The sequence below is a fragment of the Propionibacterium ruminifibrarum genome (assembly GCF_900289195.1).
Classification (GTDB): domain Bacteria; phylum Actinomycetota; class Actinomycetes; order Propionibacteriales; family Propionibacteriaceae; genus Propionibacterium; species Propionibacterium ruminifibrarum.
This window is the reverse complement of the sequence record NZ_OMOH01000002.1, coordinates 293,282-318,921: the sequence shown is the minus strand read 5'-3', so window position 1 is coordinate 318,921 and position 25,640 is coordinate 293,282. Positions and strand designations below refer to the sequence as shown.

At 70.1% G+C, this 25,640-nt stretch carries 20 protein-coding genes; 15 read left to right on the top strand and 5 right to left on the bottom strand.

All coding sequences use genetic code 11. From position 1 onward, the window contains the following. Nucleotides 1–21: 21 nt before the first annotated feature. From PROPJV5_RS03435 to PROPJV5_RS03420, 4 genes are all read left to right on the top strand, one after another. Nucleotides 22–879, top strand: coding sequence for a bifunctional methylenetetrahydrofolate dehydrogenase/methenyltetrahydrofolate cyclohydrolase (locus tag PROPJV5_RS03435; RefSeq protein ID WP_119714922.1), 858 nt, complete (start codon nucleotides 22–24; stop codon nucleotides 877–879). Nucleotides 880–881: 2 nt separating this feature from the next. Further along, nucleotides 882–1,235: a DUF3017 domain-containing protein gene (locus PROPJV5_RS03430; RefSeq protein ID WP_220474314.1), complete on the top strand. Its 354-nt coding sequence runs from the start codon at nucleotides 882–884 to the stop codon at nucleotides 1,233–1,235. 313 nt (nucleotides 1,236–1,548) lie between these two features. Continuing rightward, entirely contained in the window at nucleotides 1,549–2,412 is an 864-nt protein-coding gene (locus tag PROPJV5_RS03425) for an LPXTG cell wall anchor domain-containing protein (RefSeq protein WP_182858553.1), read from the top strand. Nucleotides 2,413–2,432: 20 nt separating this feature from the next. Further along, nucleotides 2,433–3,362 carry an LCP family protein gene (locus PROPJV5_RS03420; protein ID WP_119714919.1) on the top strand — a complete coding sequence of 310 codons (930 nt, stop codon included), beginning with the start codon at nucleotides 2,433–2,435 and terminating at the stop codon, nucleotides 3,360–3,362. A gap of 94 nt (nucleotides 3,363–3,456) precedes the next feature. Here PROPJV5_RS03420 and PROPJV5_RS03415 read toward each other — a convergent pair whose 3' ends face one another. Next, nucleotides 3,457–4,443: a malate dehydrogenase gene (locus PROPJV5_RS03415; RefSeq protein ID WP_119714918.1), complete on the bottom strand. Its 987-nt coding sequence runs from the start codon at nucleotides 4,441–4,443 to the stop codon at nucleotides 3,457–3,459. 246 nt (nucleotides 4,444–4,689) lie between these two features. Here PROPJV5_RS03415 and PROPJV5_RS03410 point away from each other — a divergent pair, with 246 nt between their 5' ends. The 6 genes from PROPJV5_RS03410 (at nucleotide 4,690) to PROPJV5_RS03385 (ending at nucleotide 10,905) form a co-directional block, all read left to right on the top strand. Then, a complete protein-coding gene (locus tag PROPJV5_RS03410; RefSeq protein ID WP_119714917.1) occupies nucleotides 4,690–5,904 on the top strand; it encodes an NADP-dependent isocitrate dehydrogenase in 1,215 nt (404 codons plus the stop codon). A 185-nt stretch (nucleotides 5,905–6,089) separates the two neighbouring features. Beyond that, on the top strand, nucleotides 6,090–7,568 hold the full coding sequence (locus PROPJV5_RS03405; protein WP_119714916.1) for a hemolysin family protein: 1,479 nt from the start codon (nucleotides 6,090–6,092) through the stop codon (nucleotides 7,566–7,568). Next, nucleotides 7,565–8,830 (top strand): phosphotransferase, encoded by a 1,266-nt coding sequence (locus tag PROPJV5_RS03400; protein ID WP_119714915.1) that lies wholly within the window; start codon nucleotides 7,565–7,567, stop codon nucleotides 8,828–8,830. Before PROPJV5_RS03405 ends, PROPJV5_RS03400 begins: the two co-directional genes overlap by 4 nt. 110 nt (nucleotides 8,831–8,940) lie before the next feature. Further along, a complete protein-coding gene (locus PROPJV5_RS03395; protein ID WP_239018376.1) occupies nucleotides 8,941–9,348 on the top strand; it encodes a GntR family transcriptional regulator in 408 nt (135 codons plus the stop codon). Further along, a complete protein-coding gene (locus PROPJV5_RS03390; protein ID WP_119714913.1) occupies nucleotides 9,338–10,087 on the top strand; it encodes an ABC transporter ATP-binding protein in 750 nt (249 codons plus the stop codon). The genes PROPJV5_RS03395 and PROPJV5_RS03390 overlap by 11 nt, the downstream gene beginning before the upstream one ends. Beyond that, complete coding sequence (locus tag PROPJV5_RS03385; protein ID WP_119714912.1) at nucleotides 10,087–10,905, top strand: hypothetical protein; 819 nt, start codon at nucleotides 10,087–10,089, stop codon at nucleotides 10,903–10,905. Before PROPJV5_RS03390 ends, PROPJV5_RS03385 begins: the two co-directional genes overlap by 1 nt. Before the next feature lie 61 nt (nucleotides 10,906–10,966). Here the strand turns inward: PROPJV5_RS03385 and PROPJV5_RS03380 are convergent, their stop codons facing one another. Both PROPJV5_RS03380 and putP read right to left on the bottom strand, forming a co-directional pair. Further along, a complete protein-coding gene (locus tag PROPJV5_RS03380) occupies nucleotides 10,967–11,851 on the bottom strand; it encodes a DUF2510 domain-containing protein (protein WP_119714911.1) in 885 nt (294 codons plus the stop codon). A 68-nt stretch (nucleotides 11,852–11,919) separates the two neighbouring features. After that, nucleotides 11,920–13,404, bottom strand: a complete 1,485-nt coding sequence (putP, locus tag PROPJV5_RS03375; protein WP_119714910.1) for a sodium/proline symporter PutP — start codon at nucleotides 13,402–13,404, stop codon at nucleotides 11,920–11,922. A 187-nt stretch (nucleotides 13,405–13,591) separates the two neighbouring features. On the opposite strand from putP, the gene PROPJV5_RS03370 reads away from it, so the two are divergent. Further along, nucleotides 13,592–14,518, top strand: a complete 927-nt coding sequence (locus tag PROPJV5_RS03370; RefSeq protein ID WP_119714909.1) for a ribonuclease HI family protein — start codon at nucleotides 13,592–13,594, stop codon at nucleotides 14,516–14,518. 21 nt (nucleotides 14,519–14,539) lie between these two features. Here PROPJV5_RS03370 and PROPJV5_RS03365 read toward each other — a convergent pair whose 3' ends face one another. Then, nucleotides 14,540–15,463 (bottom strand): enoyl-CoA hydratase/isomerase family protein, encoded by a 924-nt coding sequence (locus PROPJV5_RS03365; RefSeq protein WP_119714908.1) that lies wholly within the window; start codon nucleotides 15,461–15,463, stop codon nucleotides 14,540–14,542. Between the two features lie 252 nt (nucleotides 15,464–15,715). On the opposite strand from PROPJV5_RS03365, the gene metG reads away from it, so the two are divergent. Next, nucleotides 15,716–17,509 carry a methionine--tRNA ligase gene (gene metG, locus PROPJV5_RS03360; RefSeq protein WP_119714907.1) on the top strand — a complete coding sequence of 598 codons (1,794 nt, stop codon included), beginning with the start codon at nucleotides 15,716–15,718 and terminating at the stop codon, nucleotides 17,507–17,509. 97 nt (nucleotides 17,510–17,606) lie between these two features. Then, a complete protein-coding gene (locus PROPJV5_RS03355) occupies nucleotides 17,607–18,512 on the top strand; it encodes a Sir2 family NAD-dependent protein deacetylase (RefSeq protein ID WP_119715001.1) in 906 nt (301 codons plus the stop codon). A 21-nt stretch (nucleotides 18,513–18,533) separates the two neighbouring features. Here PROPJV5_RS03355 and PROPJV5_RS03350 read toward each other — a convergent pair whose 3' ends face one another. After that, complete coding sequence (locus tag PROPJV5_RS03350) at nucleotides 18,534–20,348, bottom strand: DUF2207 domain-containing protein (RefSeq protein ID WP_182858552.1); 1,815 nt, start codon at nucleotides 20,346–20,348, stop codon at nucleotides 18,534–18,536. Nucleotides 20,349–20,565: 217 nt separating this feature from the next. On the opposite strand from PROPJV5_RS03350, the gene nifJ reads away from it, so the two are divergent. Together nifJ and PROPJV5_RS03340 are read left to right on the top strand one after the other, a co-directional pair. Further along, complete coding sequence (nifJ, locus tag PROPJV5_RS03345) at nucleotides 20,566–24,564, top strand: pyruvate:ferredoxin (flavodoxin) oxidoreductase (RefSeq protein WP_239018375.1); 3,999 nt, start codon at nucleotides 20,566–20,568, stop codon at nucleotides 24,562–24,564. Next, nucleotides 24,561–25,568 carry a dihydroorotate dehydrogenase-like protein gene (locus tag PROPJV5_RS03340; RefSeq protein ID WP_119714906.1) on the top strand — a complete coding sequence of 336 codons (1,008 nt, stop codon included), beginning with the start codon at nucleotides 24,561–24,563 and terminating at the stop codon, nucleotides 25,566–25,568. Before nifJ ends, PROPJV5_RS03340 begins: the two co-directional genes overlap by 4 nt. Nucleotides 25,569–25,640: the final 72 nt, after the last annotated feature.

Here is a 25,640-nt window from a genome sequence, read left to right as displayed (position 1 = left end):
TCGAGACAAGGTGTGTGCCGTATGACAGCAATTCGGATGGATGGCAGGGCCGTTGCCGACCAGATCAAGGCCGAGCTCAAGGTGCGCGTCGACGCCCTGCGCGAGCAGGGCGTGACCGTGGGTCTGGGCACCGTCCTGGTCGGGGACGACCCCGCCAGCCAGATCTACGTCAACGGCAAGCACAGTGACTGCGAACAGGTGGGCATCGAGTCGTTCCGGGTCGATCTGACGGCCGACGCGACCCCCGAGCAGGTCGAACGGTCGATCCGGGTGCTCAACGACTCGACCATGTGCACCGGCTACATCGTGCAGCTGCCGCTGCCGTCCCACATCGATCCCACCTGGGTGCTCGAGCTCATCGACCCCGACAAGGACGCCGACGGCCTCACCGCGGACAACCTCGGCAGGCTCGTCCTCGGCCAGCCCGGGCCGGTGCCGTGCACGCCCCGCGGCATCGTCGAGCTCCTGCGCCGCTACGAGATCCCGCTCGACGGAGCGGACGTGTGCGTCATCGGGCGCGGGACCACGGTCGGGCGTCCGCTGGGGTTGCTGCTCACCGCGCGCGAGAACAACGCGACGGTCACGCTGTGCCACACCGGTACCAGGGATCTCGCCGAGCACACCCGCCGGGCGGACATCGTCATCGGTGCCGCAGGCCGCCCCGGGCTCATCACCGCCAGCATGATCAAACCGGGCGCCGTCGTCGTCGACGTGGGCGTCACCCGCGTCAACGGCAAGCCGGTCGGAGACGCCACCGATGACGTGTGGGACGTCGCCAGTCATGTCACGCCCAACCCCGGCGGTATCGGCCCGATGACGCGTGCGATGCTGCTGGCCAACGTGGTCGACCGCGCCGAGGCGCTGGCGGTCCTGCAGTAGCCGTGAGCACCACCGAGCCCGGGCAGGAGCCCATGCTGCCCACGGATCTTCCCCCGGCCGAGCGGGTCGCCCCGCTCGGAGCCGACCCCGCGGTCGGACCGCGCCGGTTCCAGGCGCCGGCCCTGGCCGTTCTGGCCCTGTTCGTCGCCGGTATGGTCGTCGCCGCCTCGGGGCACTGGCGGCGCGGCGCCTTCGTCATGGGGGCGGCCGCCCTGGCCGCGGGGATCGTCCGCTGGGCGCTGCCGACCCGGTGGGCCGGCATGCTCGCGGTGCGCAAACGCTGGTTCGACGTGCTGTGCATGCTCGGGGCAGGCGCCATCATCTGGCTCGTGGCGCTCGTCGTCCCGCCCCAGTGACGCCGACCGCGCTGCCGTCTCCGTGGGCCCCGCGTCGTGCTCACGGACGTGCCGGTGAGGCCGCCCCGAATGGCTTCCCCCTACGGCTCATCAGGGCGTTCTACTGAGAAATTCTTCTCTCCAGCTGAGATGATGGATAATTCAATTTATTATCTCAAAGCTAACGCGACAAGGTATTATGCTATATCAGGTGGAGAAAGTGAGGAGCCATTTTCGTGGGTTTCTTGAGAGAAATCCGAGAATTGTCTTAGGGTGGGATCACTTCCGGGTGTGCCAGGGTGGTGCGCCCAGAACCACTAGGAGAACCCTGACTATGTCGATTCTGAAGAAGACCGCGGCCGGTCTTTCCACCGCAGCCCTCGTGGGCGCGGGGATCGTGCTGGGCGCGGGCAGTGCCATGGCGAACCCCGCCGACACCCTGACCCTGAACCAGCCCTCGGCCCATGACATCACGGCCGACGTGAACTGCGCCGACGGCTGGGGCGGCAACATCGTCGTCTCCCTCGGCGGCGTCGAGCAGGGTGCCGTCGAGGTGCCCAGCCACGACGGCACCGCCCAGACTGACACCGTCCAGATCGGTTACATCGGTACGGGCGTCGTCACCGCCGAGCTGTACTGCAACACCTACGACGCCAACGCCACCGAGGCCTCGGCGAGCGACTCGGTGAACCAGGAGGGCGTGCTCGACATCACCCCGTCCTCGTGGACCTCGGGCGACACCGTCGAGATCACCGGCTCGGGTTACGCCCCGAACTCCGAGGTGACGGTCAACCTGTACGACGCCGATGCCGACTACAACCGCGCCTCTGACACCGTCCTGCACACCTGGACCATCACCGCCGACGAGAGCGGCAACATCACGCTGTCCGTCGTCCTGCCCTACGACGAGAGCGGCAACTTCCGTCTCGAGGCCGTCGGTACCGATGCCGGGGGCAACTCGATCATGGCCAGCACCGGCTACTACTGGGACGCCCCCGAGACCGCCGGTGACAACAGTGAGGCCACTGCCGGCACCGATGAGTCGGTTCCGAGCGACACCCCCGTGACCAACACCAGCAGCGACCGCCCCCAGGCCCTGCCGAAGACCGGTTCTGACGCCGCTGACCTGGCCGGTCTCGGCCTGGCCGGCGTGATCGCGGCCGGTGCCGGTGCCGCGGTCCTGCGCCGCAAGCACTGACGCCCCGCGCGTCCATCACCATGACAGCACCCGGTGGTCTCATCCGACGCCACCGGGTGTTGTCGTGCCTGGTGGCCCTGGTCGTTCTTCTCGCCCTGCTGTGCGCCACCGCGGTGGGAGTGGCCGATCGTCGCTTCGCCGACGCCGAGCTGCGCATGCCCGAAGCCGACGGGCCGAGCACGTGGCTGATCCTGGGGCTCGACGACCGGACGCAGCAGGCCGAGGGCACCGACATCGGCGACCAGGACGGGCACCGCGATGCCGTCGCCAACGCCGACGTCATCCTCGTCGCCACGCGCAGCGGCGGCCAGTGGCACCTGACGAGCGTTCGACGCGACGTGCACTACCAAGCGGCCAAGAACCTGCCGGGCCGGCTCGGCCTGGCCTGGCGCGACGACCCGCAGACCCTCGTCGACCAGACCTGCCTGACGCTCAACATCCCCGCCGACCACGTGGTGGCGGTCAACCTGCGGGCCTTCGTCGAACTCGTGGACGCCCTCGGCGGCATCGACATCACCGTCCAGCACGACAAGCGCGACGAGCGGGCCGGTCTCGACATCACCGCCGGCACGCATCACGTCGACGGCCAGACGGCGCTGGCCTACGTGCGCAGCCGTCAGGGCCAGGTGCTCATCGACGGAGCCTGGGTGGACGACCCGGAGGGCCAGGCCGGTCGCGCCCGCCGGGCCGGCGAGGTCTTCGGCACCATCGCCGCCCGGCTGAAGACGCAGCCGGGCAGCTGGGCCCGCCTGGGATGGCGGATCGCCCCGGACATCCAGCTCGACACCAGAACCCATCTGTGGCAGCTGGCCTCGCTCGCCGGGGCCTCCGATGCCGAGGCGCGGGAACTGCCGCTCGCCGAGAGCGCCGACGGCTCCTTCTCCGAGGTCACCCCGGAGACCCGCGCCTACACCGAGCAGATCGGTTACACCCAGACCTGTCACCTCTGAACCCGCCTGCCAGGACGAGGCCGCAGTCGGCGCCAACGCACATCGGCGGGCCGCCCACCGGGGACGACCCGCCGATGCGGTCGCAGAACAGTGATCAGATGAGGCCGAGTTCGCGCACGGCGCCCTGCTCGGTCTGGAGTTCCTCGACGGTCTCGGCGATCTTCTGCTTGCCGAAGTCGTTGATCTCCAGCCCCTGGACGATCTGGTACTTGCCGTCGGTGACGGTGACGGGGAACGAGGAGATGAGGCCCTCGGGGACCCCGTAGGAGCCGTCGGAGACGACCGACATCGAGACCCAGTCATTCTCGGGCGTGCCGTACACCCAGTCGCGCATGGCCTCGACGGTCGCATTGGCCGCCGAAGCAGCCGAGGAGGCGCCGCGGGCCTTGATCACGGCACCGCCGCGCTTGGCGACGGTGGGGATGTACTCGTTCTCGTACCAGGCCTGGTCGTTGACCAGGTCGTAGGCGCACTTGCCGCCGACCTTGGCGTTGAACAGGTCGGGGTACTGGGTGTTGGAGTGGTTGCCCCAGATGGTCATGTTCGTGATCTCGCCGACGTTGACGCCCAGCTTCTTCGCCAGCTGCGTCTTGGCGCGGTTGTGATCGAGGCGGGTCAGGGCGCTGAACCGCTCGTTCGGGATGTCGGGAGCGTTGTCCATGGCGATCAGCGCATTGGTGTTGGCCGGGTTGCCGGTGATGAGCACCTTCACGTCCGAGGCGGCGACCTTGTTGAGGGCCGAGCCCTGAGCGGTGAAGATCTTGCCGTTGGCGCTCAGCAGATCACTGCGGTCCATGCCCTCCTTGCGGGGCATGGCGCCGACGAGCATGGCCAGGTTGACGCCGTCGAAGACCTTCTCGGGGTCGTCACCGATCTCAACGCCGGCGAGATTCGGGAATGCGCAGTCGTCCAGCTCCATGACGACGCCCTCGAGGCGCGGCAGAGCCGGGGTGATCTCGAGCAGGCGGAGTTCGACTGGGGTGTCGCCGAGCAGCGAACCGGAGGCGATGCGGAACAACAGGCTGTAGCAGATCTGGCCGGCGGCGCCGGTGACGGCAACCTTGACGGGTGTAGTGCTCAAGAGATTCTCCTCGTCCATCGAGTAGGTGAGTTAACGCTGACACTACCGCGTGACGGCGTTCTCGTGGCGGGCAGGGGGCCGCTCATTCGTGCGGTCGTGCCCGAACCGCTCCGGCCCCGTGGCTGGGTCTGCCGTCCGCCGGCGCCGGGGTCGTCGCGGCATGGCCCAGTGCGTGGTCGGGGAGGCCGCGAACCAGAGCCGTCGGATATCTTGACATCGAGAGGCACCGAGGCGGAAGGCGCAGCAATGGGCAGGATCAAGGTCGAGGGAACCGTCGTCGAACTGGACGGCGACGAGATGACCCGTGTCATCTGGCAGTTCATCAAGGACCGCCTCATCCTGCCGTACCTGGACGTCAACCTCGAGTACTACGACCTGGGCATCACCAGCAGGGACGCCACCAACGACCAGATCACCATCGACGCCGCCCAGGCGATCAGGAAACACGGCGTCGGTGTCAAGTGCGCCACCATCACCCCGGACGAGGCCCGCGTCGAAGAGTTCGGCCTGAAGAAGATGTGGCGCTCGCCCAACGGCACGATCCGCAACATCCTGGGCGGCACGATCTTCCGCGAGCCCATCGTCATCTCGAACATCCCGCGCCTGGTGCCCGGCTGGACCAAGCCGATCGTCGTCGCCCGTCACGCCTTCGGCGACCAGTACCGGGCCACCGATTTCCGTGTGCCCGGCCCCGGCCGCCTCACCGTCACCTTCACCCCGGCTGACCGGTCCGAACCCATCGAGCACGTCGTCTACGACTACCCGGGCTCCGGCATCGCCCAGGTGCAGTACAACCTGGACACGTCCATCGAGGGCTTCGCGCGCGCCTGCTTCAACTACGGCCTGCAGCGCGGCTACCCGGTGTACCTGTCCACCAAGAACACGATCCTCAAGGCCTACGACGGCCGTTTCAAGGACATCTTCGCCCGCGTCTTCGACGAGGAGTACAAGGACCGGTTCACCGCCGCCGGGCTGACCTACGAGCACCGCCTCATCGACGACATGGTCGCCAGCGCCCTCAAGTGGGAGGGCGGCTACGTGTGGGCCTGCAAGAACTACGACGGCGACGTCCAGTCCGACACCGTCGCCCAGGGCTTCGGCTCGCTGGGTCTCATGACCTCCGTCCTCATGACACCCGACGGGCGCACCGTCGAGGCCGAGGCCGCCCACGGCACCGTCACCCGCCACTACCGCGCCCACCAGCGCGGCGAGGCCACCAGCACCAATCCGATCGCCTCGATCTTCGCGTGGACCGGCGGGTTGAAGCACCGCGGCGCCCTCGACGGCACCCCCGAGGTCACCGAGTTCGCCAGAACCCTCGAGAGGGTCTGCGTCCAGACCGTCGAGTCCGGGCGGATGACCAAGGACCTGGCGCTGCTGGTCGGTGACGACCAGCCCTGGCTGACCACCGAACAGTTCCTCGCCGCTCTCGACGAGGAACTGGCCCGGGCGCTGGCCTGAGGGTCCGCCCCGGACGGGGCCCACCCGGAGGCGGACCCGCGTCATCCGCCCAGGGCCCGTGCGGTGCGGATATCCTGAACACGTGAGCCACCTGCACGCCCGAAGCGTCTCCCTCGAGGCCGGCCCCGATTCGGAGGGGCACAGTCAGGCTCGTTCCGCCGCCGACGCCACGAGGGGATGCTGACATGCCGCTGTGGGCGTCCATCGGGCTGATCCTCCTGCTGTTCTTCATCGGCGGTGTCTTCTCGGCCGCCGAGATGGCCCTCGTCTCCCTGCGCGAGAGCCAGATCGCCTCGCTCGCCCGGCGCGGCAGCCGCGGCAGGGCCGTCGAGCAGCTGACGGGCAACCCCAACCGCTTCCTCTCCGCGGTGCAGATCGGCGTGACACTGGCCGGTTTCCTGTCATCGGCGTTCGGTTCCGACTCGCTGGCGGGGGAGTGGGTGGCGCCCCTGCTCGCCGGCTGGGGTCTCAGCGCGTCCGCTGCCAGGGTGCTGGCCGTCATCGTCGTCACGGCACTCATCTCGTTCGGCTCCATCGTCATCAGCGAGCTGTTCAGCAAACGTCTCGCCCTGCAGCGCCCCGAGACGATCGCCCTTGCCCTGGCCCCCTTCATCAACGGGATCGCCCGCTTCTTCCGTCCCCTCATCTGGGCGCTCGGTTTCTGCACCAACCTGCTTGTGCGGCTTGCCGGCATGGACCCGGAGGCCAGCAAGGAGGCGGTCAGCGACGAGGAACTGCGCGCCATGGTGATCAACGCGAACTCGCTGGGCGCCGACCAGAAGCACATCGTCGACGAGGTCTTCAGCGCCGGCGAGCACTCGATCCGCGAGGTCATGGTGCCCCGCACCGAGGTCGAGTTCCTGCCCGGTGACATGACCGTCGCGGAGGCCATGGCCCGGGTTCAGAGCTTCCCGCACAGCCGTTATCCCGTCATCGACGGCTCGCCCGACAAGGTGCTCGGTTTCCTGCACGTCCGCGACCTGATGGGACCCGCGGCGAATGCCCGCGGCACCAGGCTGCACCGCATCGTCCGCCCGGTGCTCCGCCTGCCCGAGACGGTGCGCGTCCCGCGCGCCCTGTCCGACATGCGCCGAGCCCACTCGCACCTGGCCATCGTCCTGGACGAGTACGGCGGCACCGCGGGCATCGTGACGCTCGAGGACCTCGTCGAGGAGCTCATCGGGGACATCACCGACGAGTACGACGTCATCGACCCCGAGACCCGCCGTCACCGCCTGGAACGTGACATCGACGGCATGACCACACTCGAGGATTTCGCCGACCTCACCGGTCACCTGCTCCCCGAGGGGCCCTATGACACGCTGGCCGGATACTTCATGGCCCGGGTCGGGGCCATCCCGAAGGTCGGTGAGACGATCACCGTCGCCCTGGCCCCGGCCGGGGCCGACGGCTCCGGCGATGAGGCCGCACCCGAGGACCTGTTCCAGATGAGCGTCACCCAGATGGATGGGCGGCGCATCGCCTGGCTCAGTGTCCAGGCCCTGCCCGCCGAGGGCAGTCACCCCGCGGCCCCCACCGGCGATCAGGCCGCCGGTGACCTGGACTCCAGCCCGGCCGTCCCAGCCGTTGACCCACGGGCGCTCGCCCACCCGGCAGCCGGGGTGGAGCACGCCGATGAACGGATCCCGGGTGTGATCCCGTGATACTCGACCGGTCAGCCCCCCACATCGGCGCGTCGGCGCGCGCCGCGCGCGAGGACGCCCGCATCGTGGCGGAGCTGACCGGACCCGGAGCCATCGGGCTCGTCTCGGCCGTGCTGGCCGCGCGGGGCCGTGAAATGACCGGTGCCAGACTCGACCACGTCGATCACGAGCCCGGCAGGGCACTCACCGTCACCTACCAGGCGCAGATCGCCGGTGACGCGGGACGGACGGAACTCGTCGGCATCACCGCCCGCCTCGGCGGGCCCACGGCCGAGGACGCCGGCGCCCAGATCTTCGAACGACACGGCCACCGGGTGGCCACCTGGATCTACCCCGATGACCCCGACCTGCCGGGGCTGGCGCGCATCACCCGGGCCGACTCGGCCCTCGGCATCCTGGCCCGCCGCGGGCTGATCGCCGGTGACCTCGATCCGGCGAGGCTGACCATCACCGTCATCAGCTACCGGCCCAGGCGGCGTGCCGTCATCAGAATCGATGTCGCCGGCGGGTCGAGCTTCTACGTCAAGGCGCAGGGGCCCGAGCAGCTCGACCGGACCGTCTCGCGGCAGGAGATCCTGGCCCGCGCCGGCCTGCCCGTGCCCCGGATCATGGGGGTCACCGCAGACCATCTGCTCATCACCGAGGCCCTCCCCGGCCTGCCCATGGCCCGTCTGCTCTTCGAACCGGAACCGCAGGTGAGAGGTGAGCAGATCGTCGCGCTGCTCGACGCCCTGCCCAGTGAGCTCTCCACCCTGCCGCGGCGTGCCGCGTGGGCCGACGCCACGGCGCACTACGCGGGCATCGTCGCCACCCAGCTGCCCGCCGAGACGGAGCGCCTGGAGGCCATGACGTCCACCATCGCCGGCGGCATCACCGGCTCGGGCTACGGCACCGAACCCACCCACGGGGACTTCCACGAGGGCCAGGTCCATCTGGCCGCCGGGCGGATCGTCGGACTCCTCGACGTCGACGCCTGCGGGCCCGGTCAGCGCGTGGACGACCTGGCCTGCCTCATCGCGCACCTGTCGACCGTGCAGCGCATGGACCCGGTGCAGACGGCCCGGGTGACGGTGCTGCGCAACGACCTGCTGGAGGTCTTCGACCACCGCGTCGACCCCGTCCAGCTGCGTCTGAGGGCCGCCGGGGTCGCCATCTCCCTGGCCACTGGGCCGTACCGCGGCCAGGAGGTCGACTGGCAGGGCCAGACCCGTTACATCCTCGATGCCGCCGAGGCGCTCATCCACGCCGCCGGCGGCCGCTGAGACCGGACGGCCCATCGGTTGCCGACGACTGTATCTTTGTATTAGTGTATTAATACAAATGGTTCGGGGTTTCCCGGGCCATGCGAATCAGCAGGAGGACACCTGTGCAGGTGGATGACACCCGGCCGATCTGGGTTCAGCTTGTCGAGGAGTTCCGGCGCCGCATCGTCACTGGCCAGTGGGCGCCGGAATCGCGCGTACCCAGCGTGCGCGAGCTGGCCCAGGAGGCCGGGGTCAACCCGAACACCGTGCAGCGCGCCCTCACCGAGCTCGACCGCACCGGTCTCACCGCAACCGAGCGCACCGCGGGGCGCTTCGTCGCGGCGGGCGCCGGGACGGTCGAGGCGATCCGCCGCGAACTCGCCATGGGAGCCGCCAGGGCCTACCGGGACGACGCGGCGGCCGTCGGCCTCAACCTCGACCAGGCCGTCGACCTGCTCACCGAGTGCTGGCCGGGCGCCCACGGCGCCGGTGCCGGCGACCACGACGACAACCAGGACGACTCCGATGAACACTGACCCCAGGCGTGAACCACTGGCCATCCCACCGGCCCCGGACGGCTCCCCGCCGCTCGTCCACGCGGCCGCCCTGTCCAAGAGCTACGGGCACACACCGGCCCTGTCCGGGCTCGACCTCGACCTGCCCGCCGGGCGCATCGTCGGGCTGCTCGGCGCCAACGGGTGCGGCAAGACCACCCTCATCAAGGTGCTGGCCGGCCTGCTCGCCGACTGGACCGGCGAGGTCACGATCGACGGTTCGGCGCCTGGCCCCGAGACGAAGGCGATCGTCTCGTTCCTGGGGGACGCCGACTTCCTCGACCCGGCCCTCAGACCCGGGCAGGCGATCGAGCTGTACAGCAGGTTCTTCGCCGATTTCGACGCCGACAAGGCCTGGGAGACGGTGCGTTTCTTCGGCCTGCCCACGGACCGCTCACTCAAGGAGATGTCCCGGGGCATGGGTCAGAAGCTCCAGATCGCCCTCGTCATGAGCCGGCGCGCCCGGGTCTTCCTGCTCGACGAACCCATCTCGGGCGTCGACCCGGTGGCGCGCGAGGTGATCCTCGGCGGCATCCTGCGCGACTTCGACCCGGACGCCCTCATGCTCATCTCCACCCATCTCATCGCCGACATCGAGGCGATCGTCGACTCGGTCGTCCTCATGCGCGACGGCGCCGTCCTCATGGCCGGTGACGCCGATGACCTGCGCGAACGCCACGGCATGAGCCTGGACGCCCTCTTCCGCAAGGAGTACCGCTGATGTTCACCACCCTCGTCGGCCAGGAGTTCCGCTCGCACGGCCGCACCTGCCTCGTCATCGTCGGCCTGGACTCGCTCACCGGCCTGCTCCTCACCGGGCTCGGCATGCTCCCGGTGCCCGTCCTCGGCCAGTTCTGCGCGGTACTGGCCCTGGTCGTCCTCCTCGCCATGCCCGCCATCCTGCTCGTCTACCTGGGCCTCGCCTACTGGCAGACGATGTACGGACAGCGCGGCTACTTCACCTTCGCCCTGCCGGTGCGCGGCCGGCAGATCTTCGCCGCCAAGCTCACCCATGCCGGCATCTGGACCCTGGCCTGCTTCGTCCTCGTCCCCGCCATGCTGCTGCTGAGCGGCTGGCTGCACTATCTGCCCGCCGACGGCACGATCGGCGAGGTGCTGGACGAGCTGCTGTGGGAGCCCATCGATCTCATCGGCAAGGGCTTCTTCTGGGCCGGGGTCGGCGCCATGATCGTCTCCACGCTGTGCCTCGTCGTGGAGTGCGCGGCGGTGATGAGCATCGGCGCACGGTCCCGGTGGAACCGGCTCGGCATCGGCGCCCCGGTCATCGGTTTCGTCCTGCTCGAGGTCGTCAGCCAGGTGCTGTCGGTGGTGGGCACCCTCTTCATCCCGGTCGGCGTGGACATGGCCGAGCGCCGGATCGTCCTCGGCGACATGGCGACGCCCCTGCTCGAGGCGATCCGCACGAATGGGGAACCCACCGTCATGGGCATCGGGTCGATGGCCATGCCGCTCCTGCTCGCCGCCGTCCTGGCGGTCTGGGCGGTCGACTCGATCGAGCACCACACCTCGTTGCGCTGACACCCGCTGCCCGGCATCGCCGGCCGACCACACGAGCCGCCCCCAGGTGGTGCCGAGGCGGTCAGCCGGCGATGCTCAGCGCGCCGGCGGTCCGGTCGGCGATCGCCTGCAGATCGGGGCGCTCGACGGGGATCGCCGAGAGGTAGAAACTCGCCGTGTCGTCGGCCTCGACGACGATGATGCGGATCGCCGAGGCCTCGGTCGCCAGCCGGTCGCTCTCGATCGCCAGGGTGGCGTCGACCTGGCTGGCCGGTACGCCGTCGATGCTGATCGAGGTGGCCTGCTGCTCGGTGACCGTCGCCGTCACGGACCGGTACATCGCGCTGCCGGGCAGGCACGTCAGGATGTCGAGGGCGGTCTGCTCGGTCGTGGTGAACGATTCCGGGCGCATCGTGCCGACGGTCTGCTGGGCCACCCAGCCCGGCATGTCGATGCCCAGCCGCGTGTAGTAGGCCCAGCCGGTGTCCGAGTTCGGCACCCGTGACTCGCGGATCGGCCCGGACCAGCCGTCGGGGGCGGGCATCGTCAGGGCGCCGGCGGTGAGCGGTTCGCCGCTCGCCGGGGTCGCGTCGGTGGTGGTCATCACGGTGAGGCAGGGACCGCCGGGCGTGGCGCTGGAGGAGTCGGGCGATGACGGCGCCGGGGTGCTCATCTCGTCCCAGGGCGTGCCGGTCGGCGCCGCCGTGTTCGTGTCCTCGACGTCCGGGGCACCGCGTCCGCGCCCGATGAGCACGACGGCGACCGCGGCGACGACGAGCACGGCGATCACTGCGACGAGCCATGGGACGCGGCGCCCCCAGCCGCCGGAGGACCCGCCGCCTGGCGTGCCCTGCCCGCCCCGGGTGTCCTGACCCCAGGCGGCGCCGTCCCAGTGCCGCAGGCGCCCGGAGGCGGGGTCGGCCGGGTCGGGGTACCAGCCGGGTGGGGGTGTGCCGGGTACTGACATGGGGCTCCTGACGGCCGGGGGGTTCGGATACTCGGATTGTGTCAGAGAACCGGCGGCTTGGGCAGGGGTCAGGCCTCGGCCAGTTCCACGGCGCGGGCGAACTCCGCGTCGATCGCGTCGTCCGGCCGGCGGGTGAGGAGCGAGACGACGACCGCGACGACCAGGTTCGCGCAGAAGCCGGGCAGGATCTCGTACAGCTCGAAGATGCCGCCGTAGACGTCGCCGAGGTGATCCCAGATGAACACGAGGGCGGCGCCGACGATCATGCCGGCCGCCGCGCCGGCCGTGGTCAGCCTGCGCCACCACAGGCTGAGCAGGGTGGTCGGGCCGAAGCCGGCGCCGAAGCCCGCCCAGGCGAAGGCGACGAGACCGAGGATCGTGTCGTTGCGCCCGGCGGCCAGCGCCATGGCGACGAGTGCCACGGCGAGCACGCCGATGCGCCCGGCCCACACGCCGCCGGTGGGGGAGAGCTGCCGGTGGGTGATGCCCCGGTAGAGGTCCTCGACCAGCGCCGAGGAGGTGACGATGAGCTGGCTGGAGATCGTCGACATGACCGCGGCGAGGATCGCGGCCAGCAGGAATCCGGCGATGAGCGGGTGGAAGAGCAGCTGGGCCAGCGTGATGAAGACGGTCTCGGGGTTGTCCAGTCGCCCGGTGTCGTGCCGGTAGACGGCCACGCCGATGAGGGCGGTGGCGACGGCGCCGAGGTAGGACAGGATCATCCAGCCGATGCCGATGCGGCGGGCGCGGCCCGCCTCGGCCGGCGAGCTGAGCGCCATGAGACGGACGAGGATGTGCGGCTGGCCGAAGTAGCCCAGCCCCCAGGCAAGGGCCGAGACGATGCCGATGACCGTGCCGCCTCGGATGAGCGAGGTCAGATCGGGGTCGACGGCGCGGATCTGGGCGATCGCCGCGCCGGGGCCCCCGACGTGGACGAGGCCGACGATGGGCAGTCCGACGAGGGCGACCAGCATCATGAGGCCCTGGACGACGTCGGTCCACGAGACGGCCAGGAAACCTCCGACGAGCGTGTAGCCCACGGTCACGACGGCGACCAGCAGCATGCCCCACATGTAGGGCAGGCCGAAGCTCGACTCGAAGAAGGTGCCGCCGGAGACCATGCCCGAGGAGATGTAGAAGGTGAAGTAGACCAGGATGATCAGGCCCGTCACGATGCGCAGGACGCCACTGGTGTCGTGCAGGCGGTTGCCGAAGAAGCTCGGGATCGTGATCGAGTTGCGGGCGATCTCGGTGTAGGCGCGCAACCGCGGGGCGACGACCTTCCAGTTGAACCAGGCGCCGACGGTCAGGCCGACGCCGATCCAGGCCTCCACCAGGCCCGACGCGTAGACGGCGCCGGGCAGGCCCATGAGCAGCCAGCCGCTCATGTCCGCCGCTCCGGCGCTCAGCGCCGAGACGGCCGGGGGCAGGCGCCGCCCACCCAGCATGTAGTCGCCCAGGTCGACCGTCTGCCGGTTGCCCCAGAAGCCGATCCACACCATGGCCGCCAAGTAGACGACCATCGCCACGATCTGCCATGCCATGGTGCTCATGCGGTGTGCTCCGTCCTGCCGGTCGTCCTCATGGAAGTGGTGGGGGTGCGGGTGTTAAGCAGAACTGAATACCTGCTTAAGCCCAGGGCAGGGTAGCGCACGACGGGAGCGGGTGTCGTGTAGGTCCGCTCCTCGGGTCCGCGAGCGGTGCCGCGCTCCGAAGGGAGCCACCAGGCACAATGGGTCCGTGATCATCGCTGCTGCAGACGGCTCGTCCCTGTCCAACCCCGGCCCGGCCGGCTGGGCCTGGTACATCGACGACGAGCACTGGGCCAGCGGCGGCTGGCCGCGCGGCACCAACAACATGGGCGAGCTGATGGCCGTCCTCGACCTGCTGCGGGCGACCGCGGTCGACGCCGACCAGGGGCTGCGGATCCTGTGCGACTCGCAGTACGTCATCAACTCGGTCACCAAGTGGATGCCAGGCTGGAAGCGACGCGGCTGGCGGAAGAAGGACGGAAAGCCCGTCCTCAACGTCAAGTTGCTCCAGGCCATCGACGAGGCCCTCGAGGGCCGCGACGTGAGTTTCGAGTGGGTCAAGGGCCATGCCGGGCACCGGATGAACGAGGCCGCCGATGCCAGGGCCCGTGCCGCGGCCACCGCCTACCAGCAGCACCGCGAACCCGATCCCGGTCCCGGCTACCGGCCCGGCGCCGCCGCGGACCGAACCGCGGGACGCGCCCCGTCCGCGCCGAGCGTGCTGGGCGCCCCGGACCCCGTCGCCGCCGAACCGGACCTGTTCAGCGAGCCCCCGAGGCCCCGTGACGAGCTGGCCGAGGTCTGGGACGCCGAACGCAGCCTGCTCACCGCCCCCGTCAGGTCCGACCAGGACCTGCTGCGCGTGCTGCTGCACCCCGACTACGTCGAGTACGACGCCAACGGCCGGATCTGGACGCGCAGCCGGCTCATCGCCCAGATCGCCCCGCTCGAACGCGAGACCCGGCTGGAGCAGCTGGGCGCCACCCGCCTGGGCGCCGACGCCGTGCTGCTGCGCTGGCGGGCCGTCACGAGGACGGCGTCGAGCCTGCGCAGCTCGGTGTGGGTGCGTGACGACGCGCTCGGCCGCCCGCGTTGGCGGCTGCTCTTCGCCCAGGGCACCGCGGCCAGGTCCTGAAACCGGGCGATGCGGGGCGTCTCAGCCGACGATGGCCCGCACCCGGGCCGGGTCGACGTCCTCGATGCGCGCGTGCCCGAAGTGCGGGTCGCGGTCCTTGTCGACGAGCTGGGCGCGCACGCCCTCGACGAAGTCGCAGTCGGGCAGCAGGCCGCGGGCGATCCGCAGGTCCTGGTCGAGCACCTCGGCCGGCCCGGCCATCGAGGCCGCGCGGCGCACCGCGGCCAGGGACACGCACACCGACAGCGGCGACTTGGCCCGGATCTCGCGGCCCGCCTCCTGTGCCCGTTCGTCGCTGCTGGACTCGAGCCGCGCGAGGATCGCGGCCGGGTCGTCGCCGGCGAAGCACTCGTCCACCCAGCCCAGGTCGAGCACCGGCGCGGCGTCCATGCCCTCGACCTCGTCGACCAGCCCCAGCCCGTAGGCGGTGGCCGCGTCGATCGTCCGTCCGGTCATGGCCAGCCACGCGCCGGCCTGCCCCGGCAGCCGGGAGAGCTCCCAGGTCATGCCGACGTCGGGCCACAGGCCGATCTGGACCTCGGGCATCGCCATCGCCAGGTCGGCGGCCGCGACGCGGCGGGTGCCGTGCATCGACAGGCCCAGGCCGCCGCCCATCGCGATGCCGTGCAGGTGCGCCGTGACGGGCTTGCCGAAGCCGGCGACGAGCTTGTCGGTGGCGTACTCGAGGGCCAGGAACTCCAACGCCGGCGCCACGCCGCCGTCGAGCATCATCTGGCGCATGGCGCGCACATCGGCACCGGCGCAGAAGCCCCGCCCCTCCCCGTACAGGTGCAGCGAGGTGATCGACGGATCGTCGCGCCAAGCCGTCAGCCGAGGGGCGATCGCCTCGAACATCTCGGTGGTCAGGGCGTTGAGCGCTCTCGGCCGGTTCAGGCGCAGGACCGCCGAGCCGTCAGCGACCTCGAACACGACATCGTTGCTCATGTGACCTCCTGGGCCGGCAGGGGCGGGCCGGCGGGGGCGGCCCGATGGGATGCCCCGAGACTATCGGCTCGCCCGCGGTTCCTCCATGCCCGCGGGCGTGTACCGCGAGGCCGGGTCGTCCGCCGGGCGCCGACTGCGGACCACGACACGGCCACCGAGCGTGTGCGCAGGCGCCGACCGGGTACCGCGGCGGGGGAGCGCGCGGTTGAGCAGGTGCGCGTGGCCAGGGGTGCTCCTACTATTCTTGGCCGCATGTGCGCCCATATCCTCGCGACTGCTGCCTGGCCCTACGCCAACGGACCCCGCCACATCGGGCACGTGTCCGGGTTCGGCGTCCCCTCCGACGTCTTCGCGCGTTACATGCGCATGGCGGGTCACCAGGTGCTGCTGGTGTCCGGCTCGGACGAGCACGGCACGGCGATCCAGGTGAAGGCCGAGGCCGAGGGCCTGACACCCCAGCAGACCGCCGACAAGTACCACGGCATCATCGTCGAGGACCTGGCCGGCCTGGGGCTGAGCTACGACCTGTACACCCGCACCACGACCCGCAACCACCAGCACGTGGTACAGGAGATCTTCCGCACCCTCCACGCGAACGGCTACATCATCGAGCAGACCCAGCTCGGCGCCATCTCGCCGAGCACCGGCCGCACCCTGGCCGACCGCTACGTCGAGGGCGTCTGCCCGATCTGCGGTTTCGACGGCGCCCGCGGTGACCAGTGCGACAACTGCGGCAACCAGCTCGACCCCACCGACCTCATCTCGCCGCGCAGCAGGATCAACGGGGAGGAACCGAGGTTCGTAGAGACCACGCACTTCTTCCTCGACCTGCCGGCACTCGCCGACGCCCTCATGGCCTGGCTCGACTCGCGCACCGACTGGCGGCCGAATGTGCTGAACTTCAGCTACAACTTCGCCAAGGAACTCAAGCCCCGCGCCATCACCCGCGACCTCGACTGGGGCGTCCCGGTGCCGGTCGAGGGCTGGCAGGACGAGGACATGAAACGCATCTACGTGTGGTTCGACGCGGTGATCGGCTACCTGTCCGCCTCCATCGAGTGGGCCCGGCGCACCGGCGACCCCGACGCCTGGAAGGCCTGGTGGCAGGACCCGCAGGCCCGCTCCTACTACTTCATGGGCAAGGACAACATCGTCTTCCACTCGGTCATCTGGCCCTCCATGCTGCTCGGTCTCAACGGGGAGGGCAGCCGCGGCGGAACCCGCAGCGCCGAACTCGGCGCGCTCAACCTGCCCACCGAGGTCGTCTCCAGCGAGTTCCTCACGATGAAGGGCTCGAAGGTCGACACGAGCCACGGCGTGGTCATCTACGTCGGCGACTTCCTCCGCGAGTTCGGCCCCGACACGCTGCGCTACTACATCGCCGTGGCCGGGCCCGAGAACAAGGACACCGACTTCACCTGGGACGAGTTCGTCCGCCGCAACAACAACGAACTGGCCAACGAGTGGGGCAATCTCGTCAACCGCTCGATCTCGATGGCCTTCAAGAACAACGGCGCCATCCCCGAGGCCGGTGAACGCACCCGGGCCGACCAGGAGCTGCTCGACGCCGCCCAGGACGCCTTCGGCACCGTCGGCGGCCTCATCGAGCAGTGCCGGTTCAAGGCCGCCATCACCGAGGCCATGCGCATCGTGGGCCTGGCCAACCAGTACATCTCCCAGCAGGAGCCCTGGAAGCTCAAGGACGATCCCGCCCGGCGGGACACCGTCCTCAACACCGCGCTGCAGGTGGTCCAGGACGCCAACACGCTGCTCACGCCCTTCATGCCGCACGCCGCGCAGAAGGTCTTCGAGATGCTGGGCGGTGAGGGCGTCTGGGCCGCCCAGCCCCGGATCGAGCACGTCGCCGAGGACGACGGCGAGGCCGGCCACGGCTACCCGGTGCTCACGGGCGACTACGCCAGCCAGCAGGCGGTGTGGGCCTCCCGGCCCGTCGCGGCCGGTACTCCGCTGAGCAAACCGGTGCCGCTGTTCCGCAAGCTGGACGAGGAGCTCGCAGCCACCGGCCCCGAGTGGGCCCGCGTCTGACGCACCGGTCACTCGCGCCCGGTGACCCGGGCCTCGCGCGCCCCGCCCGCCCCGGCGTCCGGATGAGCGACGGGGGCGCGGGGCTACCCTGGTGGGCGTGACCGATGCACCGACGGCCGGGATCCGGCTCCACGCGCGCCAGGCGACGAGCAGCTGGCGGCCCTCCACCCATGTGCACGGCACCTGGGAGCAGGCCCGTGAGCTGCTCAGCGGTCGGCGGGCCGTCGTCCTGACCGGTGCGGGCATGAGCACGGCCTCGGGTGTGCCCGACTACCGGGGGCCCCATGCGGTGCGCGCCACACCGATCCTGTACGGCGACTTCATCTCCGATCCGGCGACCCGGCGGCGCTACTGGGCCCGGAATTTCCAGGGCTGGGCCAGTCTCGACCGGGCCGTGCCGAACGAGGCGCATCACGCGTTGTCCCGCTGGGAGCACCAGGACACGGTCGGTCCGATGATCGGCATCATCAGCCAGAACGTCGACGGGCTGCACGAGGCCGCCGGCAGCCGGCAGCTCATCACCCTGCACGGACGCAGCGCCGACGTGGTGTGCCTGGGCTGCGGGCGGATCATGGCCCGCCGGGGCCTGCAGGAGCGCATGGCCGAACTCAACCCGGCGGTGTCGCCCGATGGCGGTGTCGTGCAGGCCGAGCTGCGCCCCGACGCCGACGCAGAGGTCGAGGCCTGGCAGGACTTCGTCGTCCCGGACTGCCCCTGGTGCGGTGGCCTGCTCAAGCCCGACGTCGTCTTCTTCGGGGAGCCGGTGCCCAGGGCCCGCGTGGCCTCCGCCTTCGCCTGGTGCGACGCCGCCGAGGTGATGCTCGTGGCCGGGTCGAGCCTGTCGGTCATGTCGGGGCTGCGTTTCGTCCGGGCCATGGCCAGGGCCGCAAAACCCGTCGTCATCATCAACCACGGGGCGACGAGGGCCGATGAGCTGGCCGACATCCGCCTAGACGAGCCCCTGACGCAGGTGCTTCCCCGGCTGCTCGCCCCGGCGGGCTGAAACCGGTCCCGCGCGAATCCCCTACGGGGTGCTGCCGTCCTCCGCCAAACCCGTCGAGGCGTAGCGCGCAGCCAGGGCCAGCGCGAACGAGAAGTCGGACACCAAGTGGTTGAGCGCCTCGAGCTCGCCCTGGTCACGCCGGGGGGAGGCCGACAATCCCTCATACCAGATGAACTTCGGCCGGTAGCGGCCCTCGTCGGTGAGTTCCTGGAAACGATCGATCCAGGCCTTCGAGACACCGAACGTGACCGTCCACGGCAGGTAGCGGCCGAAGATGTTGCCGGACTCCACCCAGTCGACGCTGTCGGGGTCGAGGTCGGCCAGGAACGAGCGGAAGCCCTGCGCCTGTTCGCGCACCGCGCTGCCCACCGGGGTGCGCGAGGGCATGAACGGGATGATGGCCAGGATGAGCAGACCGATCATGGTGATCGCCACCGACCACAGGCCCAGGCCGAACAGGCCCGCGAGGGGGACGACCGAGAGCAGACCGCTCAGACCGACGATCGTGCCGACCGCGCGGCAGCGGGTGCGTGCCTTGTTCGGCGCCACCCGGAACCAGCCGAGCTCGCTCATGCGTCGTTCGATGCCCTCCATGGTGGTGAGGAAGCCGCCCTTGGTGTTGCAGATCTGCTGGGTGCTGGTGACGGTGACGATGCGCCCCTTCACCTTCGGGAACATCTTCTTCAGCACCGTCCGCTCGTACATCTCCAGTGAACCGGCCTCCTTGGTGGTGCGCCGGAAGGTCCAGGCGTGATCCTCCTCGCGGTGAATCGTCAAGAAACCGCGCACGGCCAGGTCGAGCATCGTCGCGGTGATGTGGGAGAACTCGGGCCGGGCGTCGATGAGCATGCCCACCTCGGCCGGGCGGGCGTCGGGCGGGCTGGAGCGCTGCGGCACGTGACGGGCGACACCGCGCACGACCCGGGTGCCCGGGGGCGGGGGAATGGTGCCCGGGACCGGGCTGGCCCAGCGGTGGTCGCGGCTGACCAGGACGACATAGGCGAGGACGGCTCCGAAACCGACGACGAGGATCACCACCGCGCCGATGAGGTCGGGGCCGTCCAGGGGGAAGCGATCGGCCAGAGTCTTGACGGTCGTGTACGACTCGTCGACGTCCTGGAAGGAGTCCTGCGGGTAGTGGGTCTGGATGGTCAGGGTGTCCCCGGCCGCCACGTCCCGGGCCGAGAAGCGGGTGACGGTGCCCGAGGCGAAGGTCTGGCAGGTTGCGGTGCCGGACGAGCTGCAACCGTCATCGCGCGAGGCCGCCGGGGCGATGACGACGGCTGTCAACCGGTCCCAGGCGGGGCCGCCGTCGAGGATGATCGGCCAGGAGAACGTGTCCAGCTCGTTGCCCGGGGTGAGGAGCCCCGAGACGGTCATCGTGATCGTGTAGCGCTGAACGCCGGTGACCCTCGCGGTGCGGCTGCCGATGCTGTAGATGCGCTTGTCCAGTGTTCTGTCCATGCGCAGCTCGGTGTTCGCGCCACTGGAGCTCGTGACGTTCACGTCGCTGGTCCCGATCATGCGGTAGCGCTGGGGGCCGTCGTCATCGGCGACCCTGATGCGGCGCGGCATCTGGATGACGGGGCCGTCGAGGGGCGTCTGGCCGGCGTCGAAGACGAGCTCGGCGCGGACCCGCGCGACGCCCCGCTCGTCGAGTTCGATGCGCTCGTCCATGCTCACGACGCGCCCGGAGTCGGGGCGTGGAGCAGCCATGGCGCGTGCGGGAACCCCGGCGAGCAGCACCGTGCTCACCAGGAGCGACGACCACAGGACACCAAGCAGCCGCGCCCAGCGTGAACGGGGCGCACCGCCGTGGACGGGCAAGACGGTCACGTTGGGCAGGTTAGTCCACGCGGGCGGGCTCGGAAAGCGGGAACGGGCGGCCGAGACGCTTCCGTCGGGGGCCTCGCGCCCGATTCGTCCGCTGAGGCTCGGCTGCGTGTCATCACGGGTGAGCACCGGCTGGTGTGAGGCCGTCTCGCACGCTCCCCGGCGAGATACGGACCGATTTGGGATCTGTGGGATTCTGGGGGGGCAGAAGGAGTTCGGTATGACCACGTATGCCCGTCCCGCCGGTTCGGCGGGGACCATTGACCAGGCGGTGCCCACCAGGGCAGGCGCTTCAGGCGCGCCCCAGCCGCAGGGCTGTCGCGAGACCATGGACGGCAACGAGGCGGCGGCCCGGGTCGCCCACGCGATGAGCGAGGTCATCTCGATCTACCCGATCACCCCGAGTTCGGCGATGGCCGAGAGCTGCGACGCCTGGAGCGCCGCGGGGCGGACGAACATCTGGGGCGGGGTGCCCGATGTCGTCGAGATGCAGTCCGAGGGCGGTGCGGCCGGTGCCCTGCACGGGGCCGTCACCAAGGGCGTCATGGGCACGACCTTCACGGCCTCCCAGGGGCTGCTGCTCATGATCCCGAACATGTACAAGATCGCCGGTGAACTCACCCCGGCCGTCATCCACGTCGCCGCCCGCGCCATCGCGACGCACGCGCTGTCGATCTTCGGCGACCACTCCGACGTCATGGCCTGCCGACAGACCGGCTGGGCCATGCTGTGCGCATCGAACGTGCAGGAGGCGCACGACTTCGCGGCCGTCTCGCACGTCGCGACGCTGCGCACCCGCGTGCCCTTCCTGCACTTCTTCGACGGTTTCCGCACCAGCCACGAGATCAACACCATCGACACCCTCACGAAGGAGGATCTCGCCGCGCTCGTCCGTGAGGAGGACGTCCTGGCGCACCGCGAGCGCGGGCTGACCCCCGACGCCCCCCAGCTGCGCGGCACGGCGCAGAACCCCGACGTCTACTTCCAGGCCCGTGAGGCCGTCAACCCCTTCTACGATGTGACGCCAGGGGTCGTTCAGGAGGTCATGGACGAGCTGGCCGCCCGCTGCGGACGCCAGTACCACCTGGTCGACTACGTCGGCGCCCCGGATGCCGAGGATGTCATCGTCATCATGGGTTCGGGCGGGGCGACCGTCCGCGAGACGGTCGAGACCCTCAACGCCGCCGGAGCCCGGCTGGGTGTCGCCCAGGTGCGGCTGTACCGGCCCTTCCCCGCCCAGGCCCTCATCGCGGCCCTGCCCGCCAGCGTGCGCCGGATCGCCGTCCTCGACCGCACCAAGGAGCCCGGCAGCGCCGGCGAACCGTTGTTCGCCGATGTCGTCATGGCGGTCGCCGAGGCGGCGGAGCACTTCACGGGCGGCCTGCCACAGGTCACCGGTGGCCGCTACGGGCTGGGTTCCAAGGAGTTCACCCCGGCCATGGCGAAGGCGGTCTTCGACGATCTCGCCGGCCCTGAACGCCACCGCCGCTTCACCGTCGGGATCGACGATGACGTGACGAAACTGTCGCTGCCGGTCGACGAGAACTTCCAGATCACGCCCGAGGGCCTGACCGCGGTCTTCTACGGGCTGGGCGCCGACGGAACCGTCGGCGCGGCCAAGAACTCGGTGAAGATCATCGCCTCCGAACCCGGCCGCTACGCCCAGGGCTACTTCGTCTACGACTCCCGCAAGTCGGGCGCCACGACGGTCAGCCACCTGCGCTTCGGCAGCGAACCCATCGATGCCCCGTACCTCGTCGACGAGGCGGACTTCGTCGCCGTGCACCAGTTCGAGATGCTCGAGAAGATGCGTACCCTCGACCTCGCCAAGCCCGGGGCGACGGTGCTCATCAACTCCCCGTACGGCGCCGACACCTGGGACCGGCTGCCCGAGGACATCCAGCGGATCATCACCGAACGCGGACTCGACCTGTGGGTCATCGACGCCACCCAGGTCGCCCACGAGGCGGGGCTGGGCCAGCGCATCAACACGGTCATGCAGCCCTGCTACTTCTACCTGTCGGGCGTCATGGACCGGGACGACGCGATCGCCAGGATCAAGGAGAGCATCGAGAAGACCTATCTGAGCAAGCGCGGGCGCATCATCGTCGAACGCAACTTCAAGGCGGTCGACGCGGCGATCGACAACATGATCCGCATCACCCCCGGCGAGGAGTTCTCCGGTCTGGCACGCATGAAGCCCCTGCCTGACGAGGCCCCCGATTTCGTCCAGCGCGTCACCGGCGCCATGCTGCGCGGCGACGGCGACCGCCTGCCGGTCAGCCTGCTGCCCGTCGACGGCACCTGGCCGATCGCCACGAGCAGGTACGAGAAGCGCGGCATAGCCGAGGAGATCCCGATCTGGGACGAGAGCCTGTGCATCGACTGCGGCAAGTGCGCCATCGCCTGCCCGCACGCGGCGATCCGCATCAAGGTCGCCCCCGCCGAGGAGTTCGACGACGCCCCCGAGGGCTTCAAGTCGAAGAACTACCGGGACCGCAAGCTGACCGACCACAGACTCGTCGTCCAGGTGGCCCCGGACGACTGCACCGGCTGCTCCATCTGCGTGGACGTCTGCCCCGCCAAGTCCAAGACCGAGGTCAAGCACAAGGCCATCAACATGGAGCCGCGCCGGGACCACCTGGAGACCGAACGCACCAACTACGACTACTTCCTCGGCCTGCCCGAGATCGATCGCACCAAGGTGCGTCACGACCAGGTCAAGGGAGTCGCCCAGCTGCAGCCGTTGTTCGAGTTCTCGCTGGCCTGCTCCGGCTGCGGCGAGACTCCGTACATCCGGACGCTCACCCAGTTGTTCGGCGACCGCATGCTCGTGGCCAACGCCACTGGCTGCTCGTCCATCTACGGCGGCAACCTGCCGACCGCCCCGTACGCGATGGATCCGCACGGGCGCGGCCCGGCCTGGAGCAACTCGCTGTTCGAGGACAACGCCGAGTTCGGCCTGGGCATGCGCCTGGCCTGGGAGCAGCAGCACAACGAGGCCAGGCGGCTCGTCGGCGAGCTGCCGGGGCTCGACCCCGACCTGGTCTCGGCGCTGCTCGGGGCCGACATGAGTCAGGAGCAGGGCGTCATCGACCAGCGGGAACGCGTCGCCCAGCTGAAGAAGGCCCTGGAGGGGCGCAGCGACGCCGCCGCCGTGCGTCTGGCCTCACTGGCCGACGAGCTCGTCGAGAAGTCGGTGTGGATCATCGGCGGCGACGGGTGGGCCTACGACATCGGCTACGGCGGCCTCGACCACGTGCTCGCCAGCGGCCGCAACGTCAACATCCTGGTGCTCGACACCGAGGTCTACTCGAACACCGGCGGCCAGGCCTCGAAGGCCACGCCGCGAGGCGCGGCGGCGAAGTTCGCGGCGAAGGGCAAGGGCGGCGCCAAGAAGGATCTGGGGCTCATCGCCCAGGCCTACGGCGACGTCTTCGTCGCCCAGGTCTCCATGGGCGCCAACCAGCAGCAGACGGTCCGCGCGCTGCTCGAGGCCCAGGCCTGGCCGGGGCCGAGCCTGATCATCGCCTACGCCACCTGCATCGCCCACGGCATCGACATGGGCACGTCCATGACCCACCAGGCAGAGGCCGTGTCCAGCGGCTACTGGCCGCTGTACCGCTTCCGCCCGAGCGAGGACGAGCACGCGGTGCCGCTGCACCTCGACTCGAAGGCGCCGACTGGCCGGATCGGCGACTTCATGGCGAAAGAGGCTCGTTTCGCGATGCTCAAACGATCCAACCCGGAACGTGCCGCGGAGCTCGAGAAACTCGCCCAGGCCGACGCCGACGAGCGCTGGCGCTACTACAGTCAGGTCGCCGGCATCGAACGCGCCCTGCCCACCGGCAGGTCGCAGGACCAGGACCCTGAGCGGAAGGACGGCGACGTCGTCGCCCGACCCGCCATGAGGGCCAACCCCGACGGCGACGCGGCCCGGGCGAACCGCCCCCAGGCCACGGCCGCCGGCGGCGCCCGGGGCCCGGCAGACGGCACCGCCCAGGAGTCGGGTGCTCGTCCGTCGAAGGAGGAGCGTGCTGCGGCGATTGCTGCTCGCCGGGCGAGGCTCGCTGCTGAACGGGCTGCTGCTGGTGGGGGCTCCACCGAGGAGTCGGGTGCTCGTCCGTCGAAGGAGGAGCGTGCTGCGGCGATTGCTGCTCGCCGGGCGAGGCTCGCCGCCGAACGGGCGGCGCAGGCCGAGAGGGAGGATTCCGAATGAGCTCTCCGCGGATGGGCACCTCTTACCTCGGGCTCGACCTGCCCAGCCCCGTCGTGGCCTCGGCCGGCCCGCACACCAACGGGACCGGCACGCTGGCCGAACTCGAGGCGGCCGGCGCCGGCGCCGTCGTCCTGCCCAGCCTCTTCGCCGAGGAGATCGAGGCCGAGGAGATGGCGGCGAACTCCGTGCTCGACATGGGCGACAGTTTCGCCGAGTTCGACTCGGCCCCACTTGCCGACATACCCATGGTCGGTTCGGCCGCCACCGACCGCCACGTCACCCTGGTGGCCGACGCCAAGCGGACCCTGTCGATCCCGGTCATCGCCTCACTCAACGGCACCCGCCCCGGCGACTGGTCGCATTACGGCGGGCTGCTCGCCGAGGCCGGTGCGGACGCCCTGGAACTCAACCTCTACGACGTCGCCGCCGACCCCGCTCGCACCTCGGCCGACGTCGAAGACGGCTATCTGAAGGTCATCGCCGAGGTGAAGGCGGCCGTCGGCGACCTGCCGCTGGCCCTGAAGATCTCGCCGTACCTGTCCTCGCTGTCCAGCTTCGCCCCGCGCGCCTACGAGGAGGGCGCCGACGCCCTGGTGCTGTTCAACCGCTTCTACGGGCCTGACATCGACCTGGCCGCGCTGGCCGTCACCCCGCAGCTGGCCCTGTCGACATCCGCCGAGCTGCCGTTGCGTCTGCGCTGGACCGCCATCCTGGCCGCCCAGTGCCCCGGTCTGCAGATCGCGGTCACCGGAGGCGTTCACACCGGGATCGACGTGGTGAAGTCCCTCATCGTCGGAGCCCAGGTGGCCTGCACCACCTCGGCCGTACTCACCGCGGGGCCCGGCGCCGTCACGGCGATGATCGACGAGGCGCGCGACTGGCTGGCCTCGAGGGACTACGAGTCGGTCGACCAGCTGCGCGGTGCCATGGACGCCCAGTCCGTCGAGGACCCGGCCGCCTTCGAACGAGCCCAGTACATGAAGGTGCTGTACTCCTGGGCGTGAGCCCGGTCAGGCCCGCAGCTCGTGCTCGATGAGGTCGATGGGCTGCCAGCTGGCGGTCGTCTCGGGCGGGGG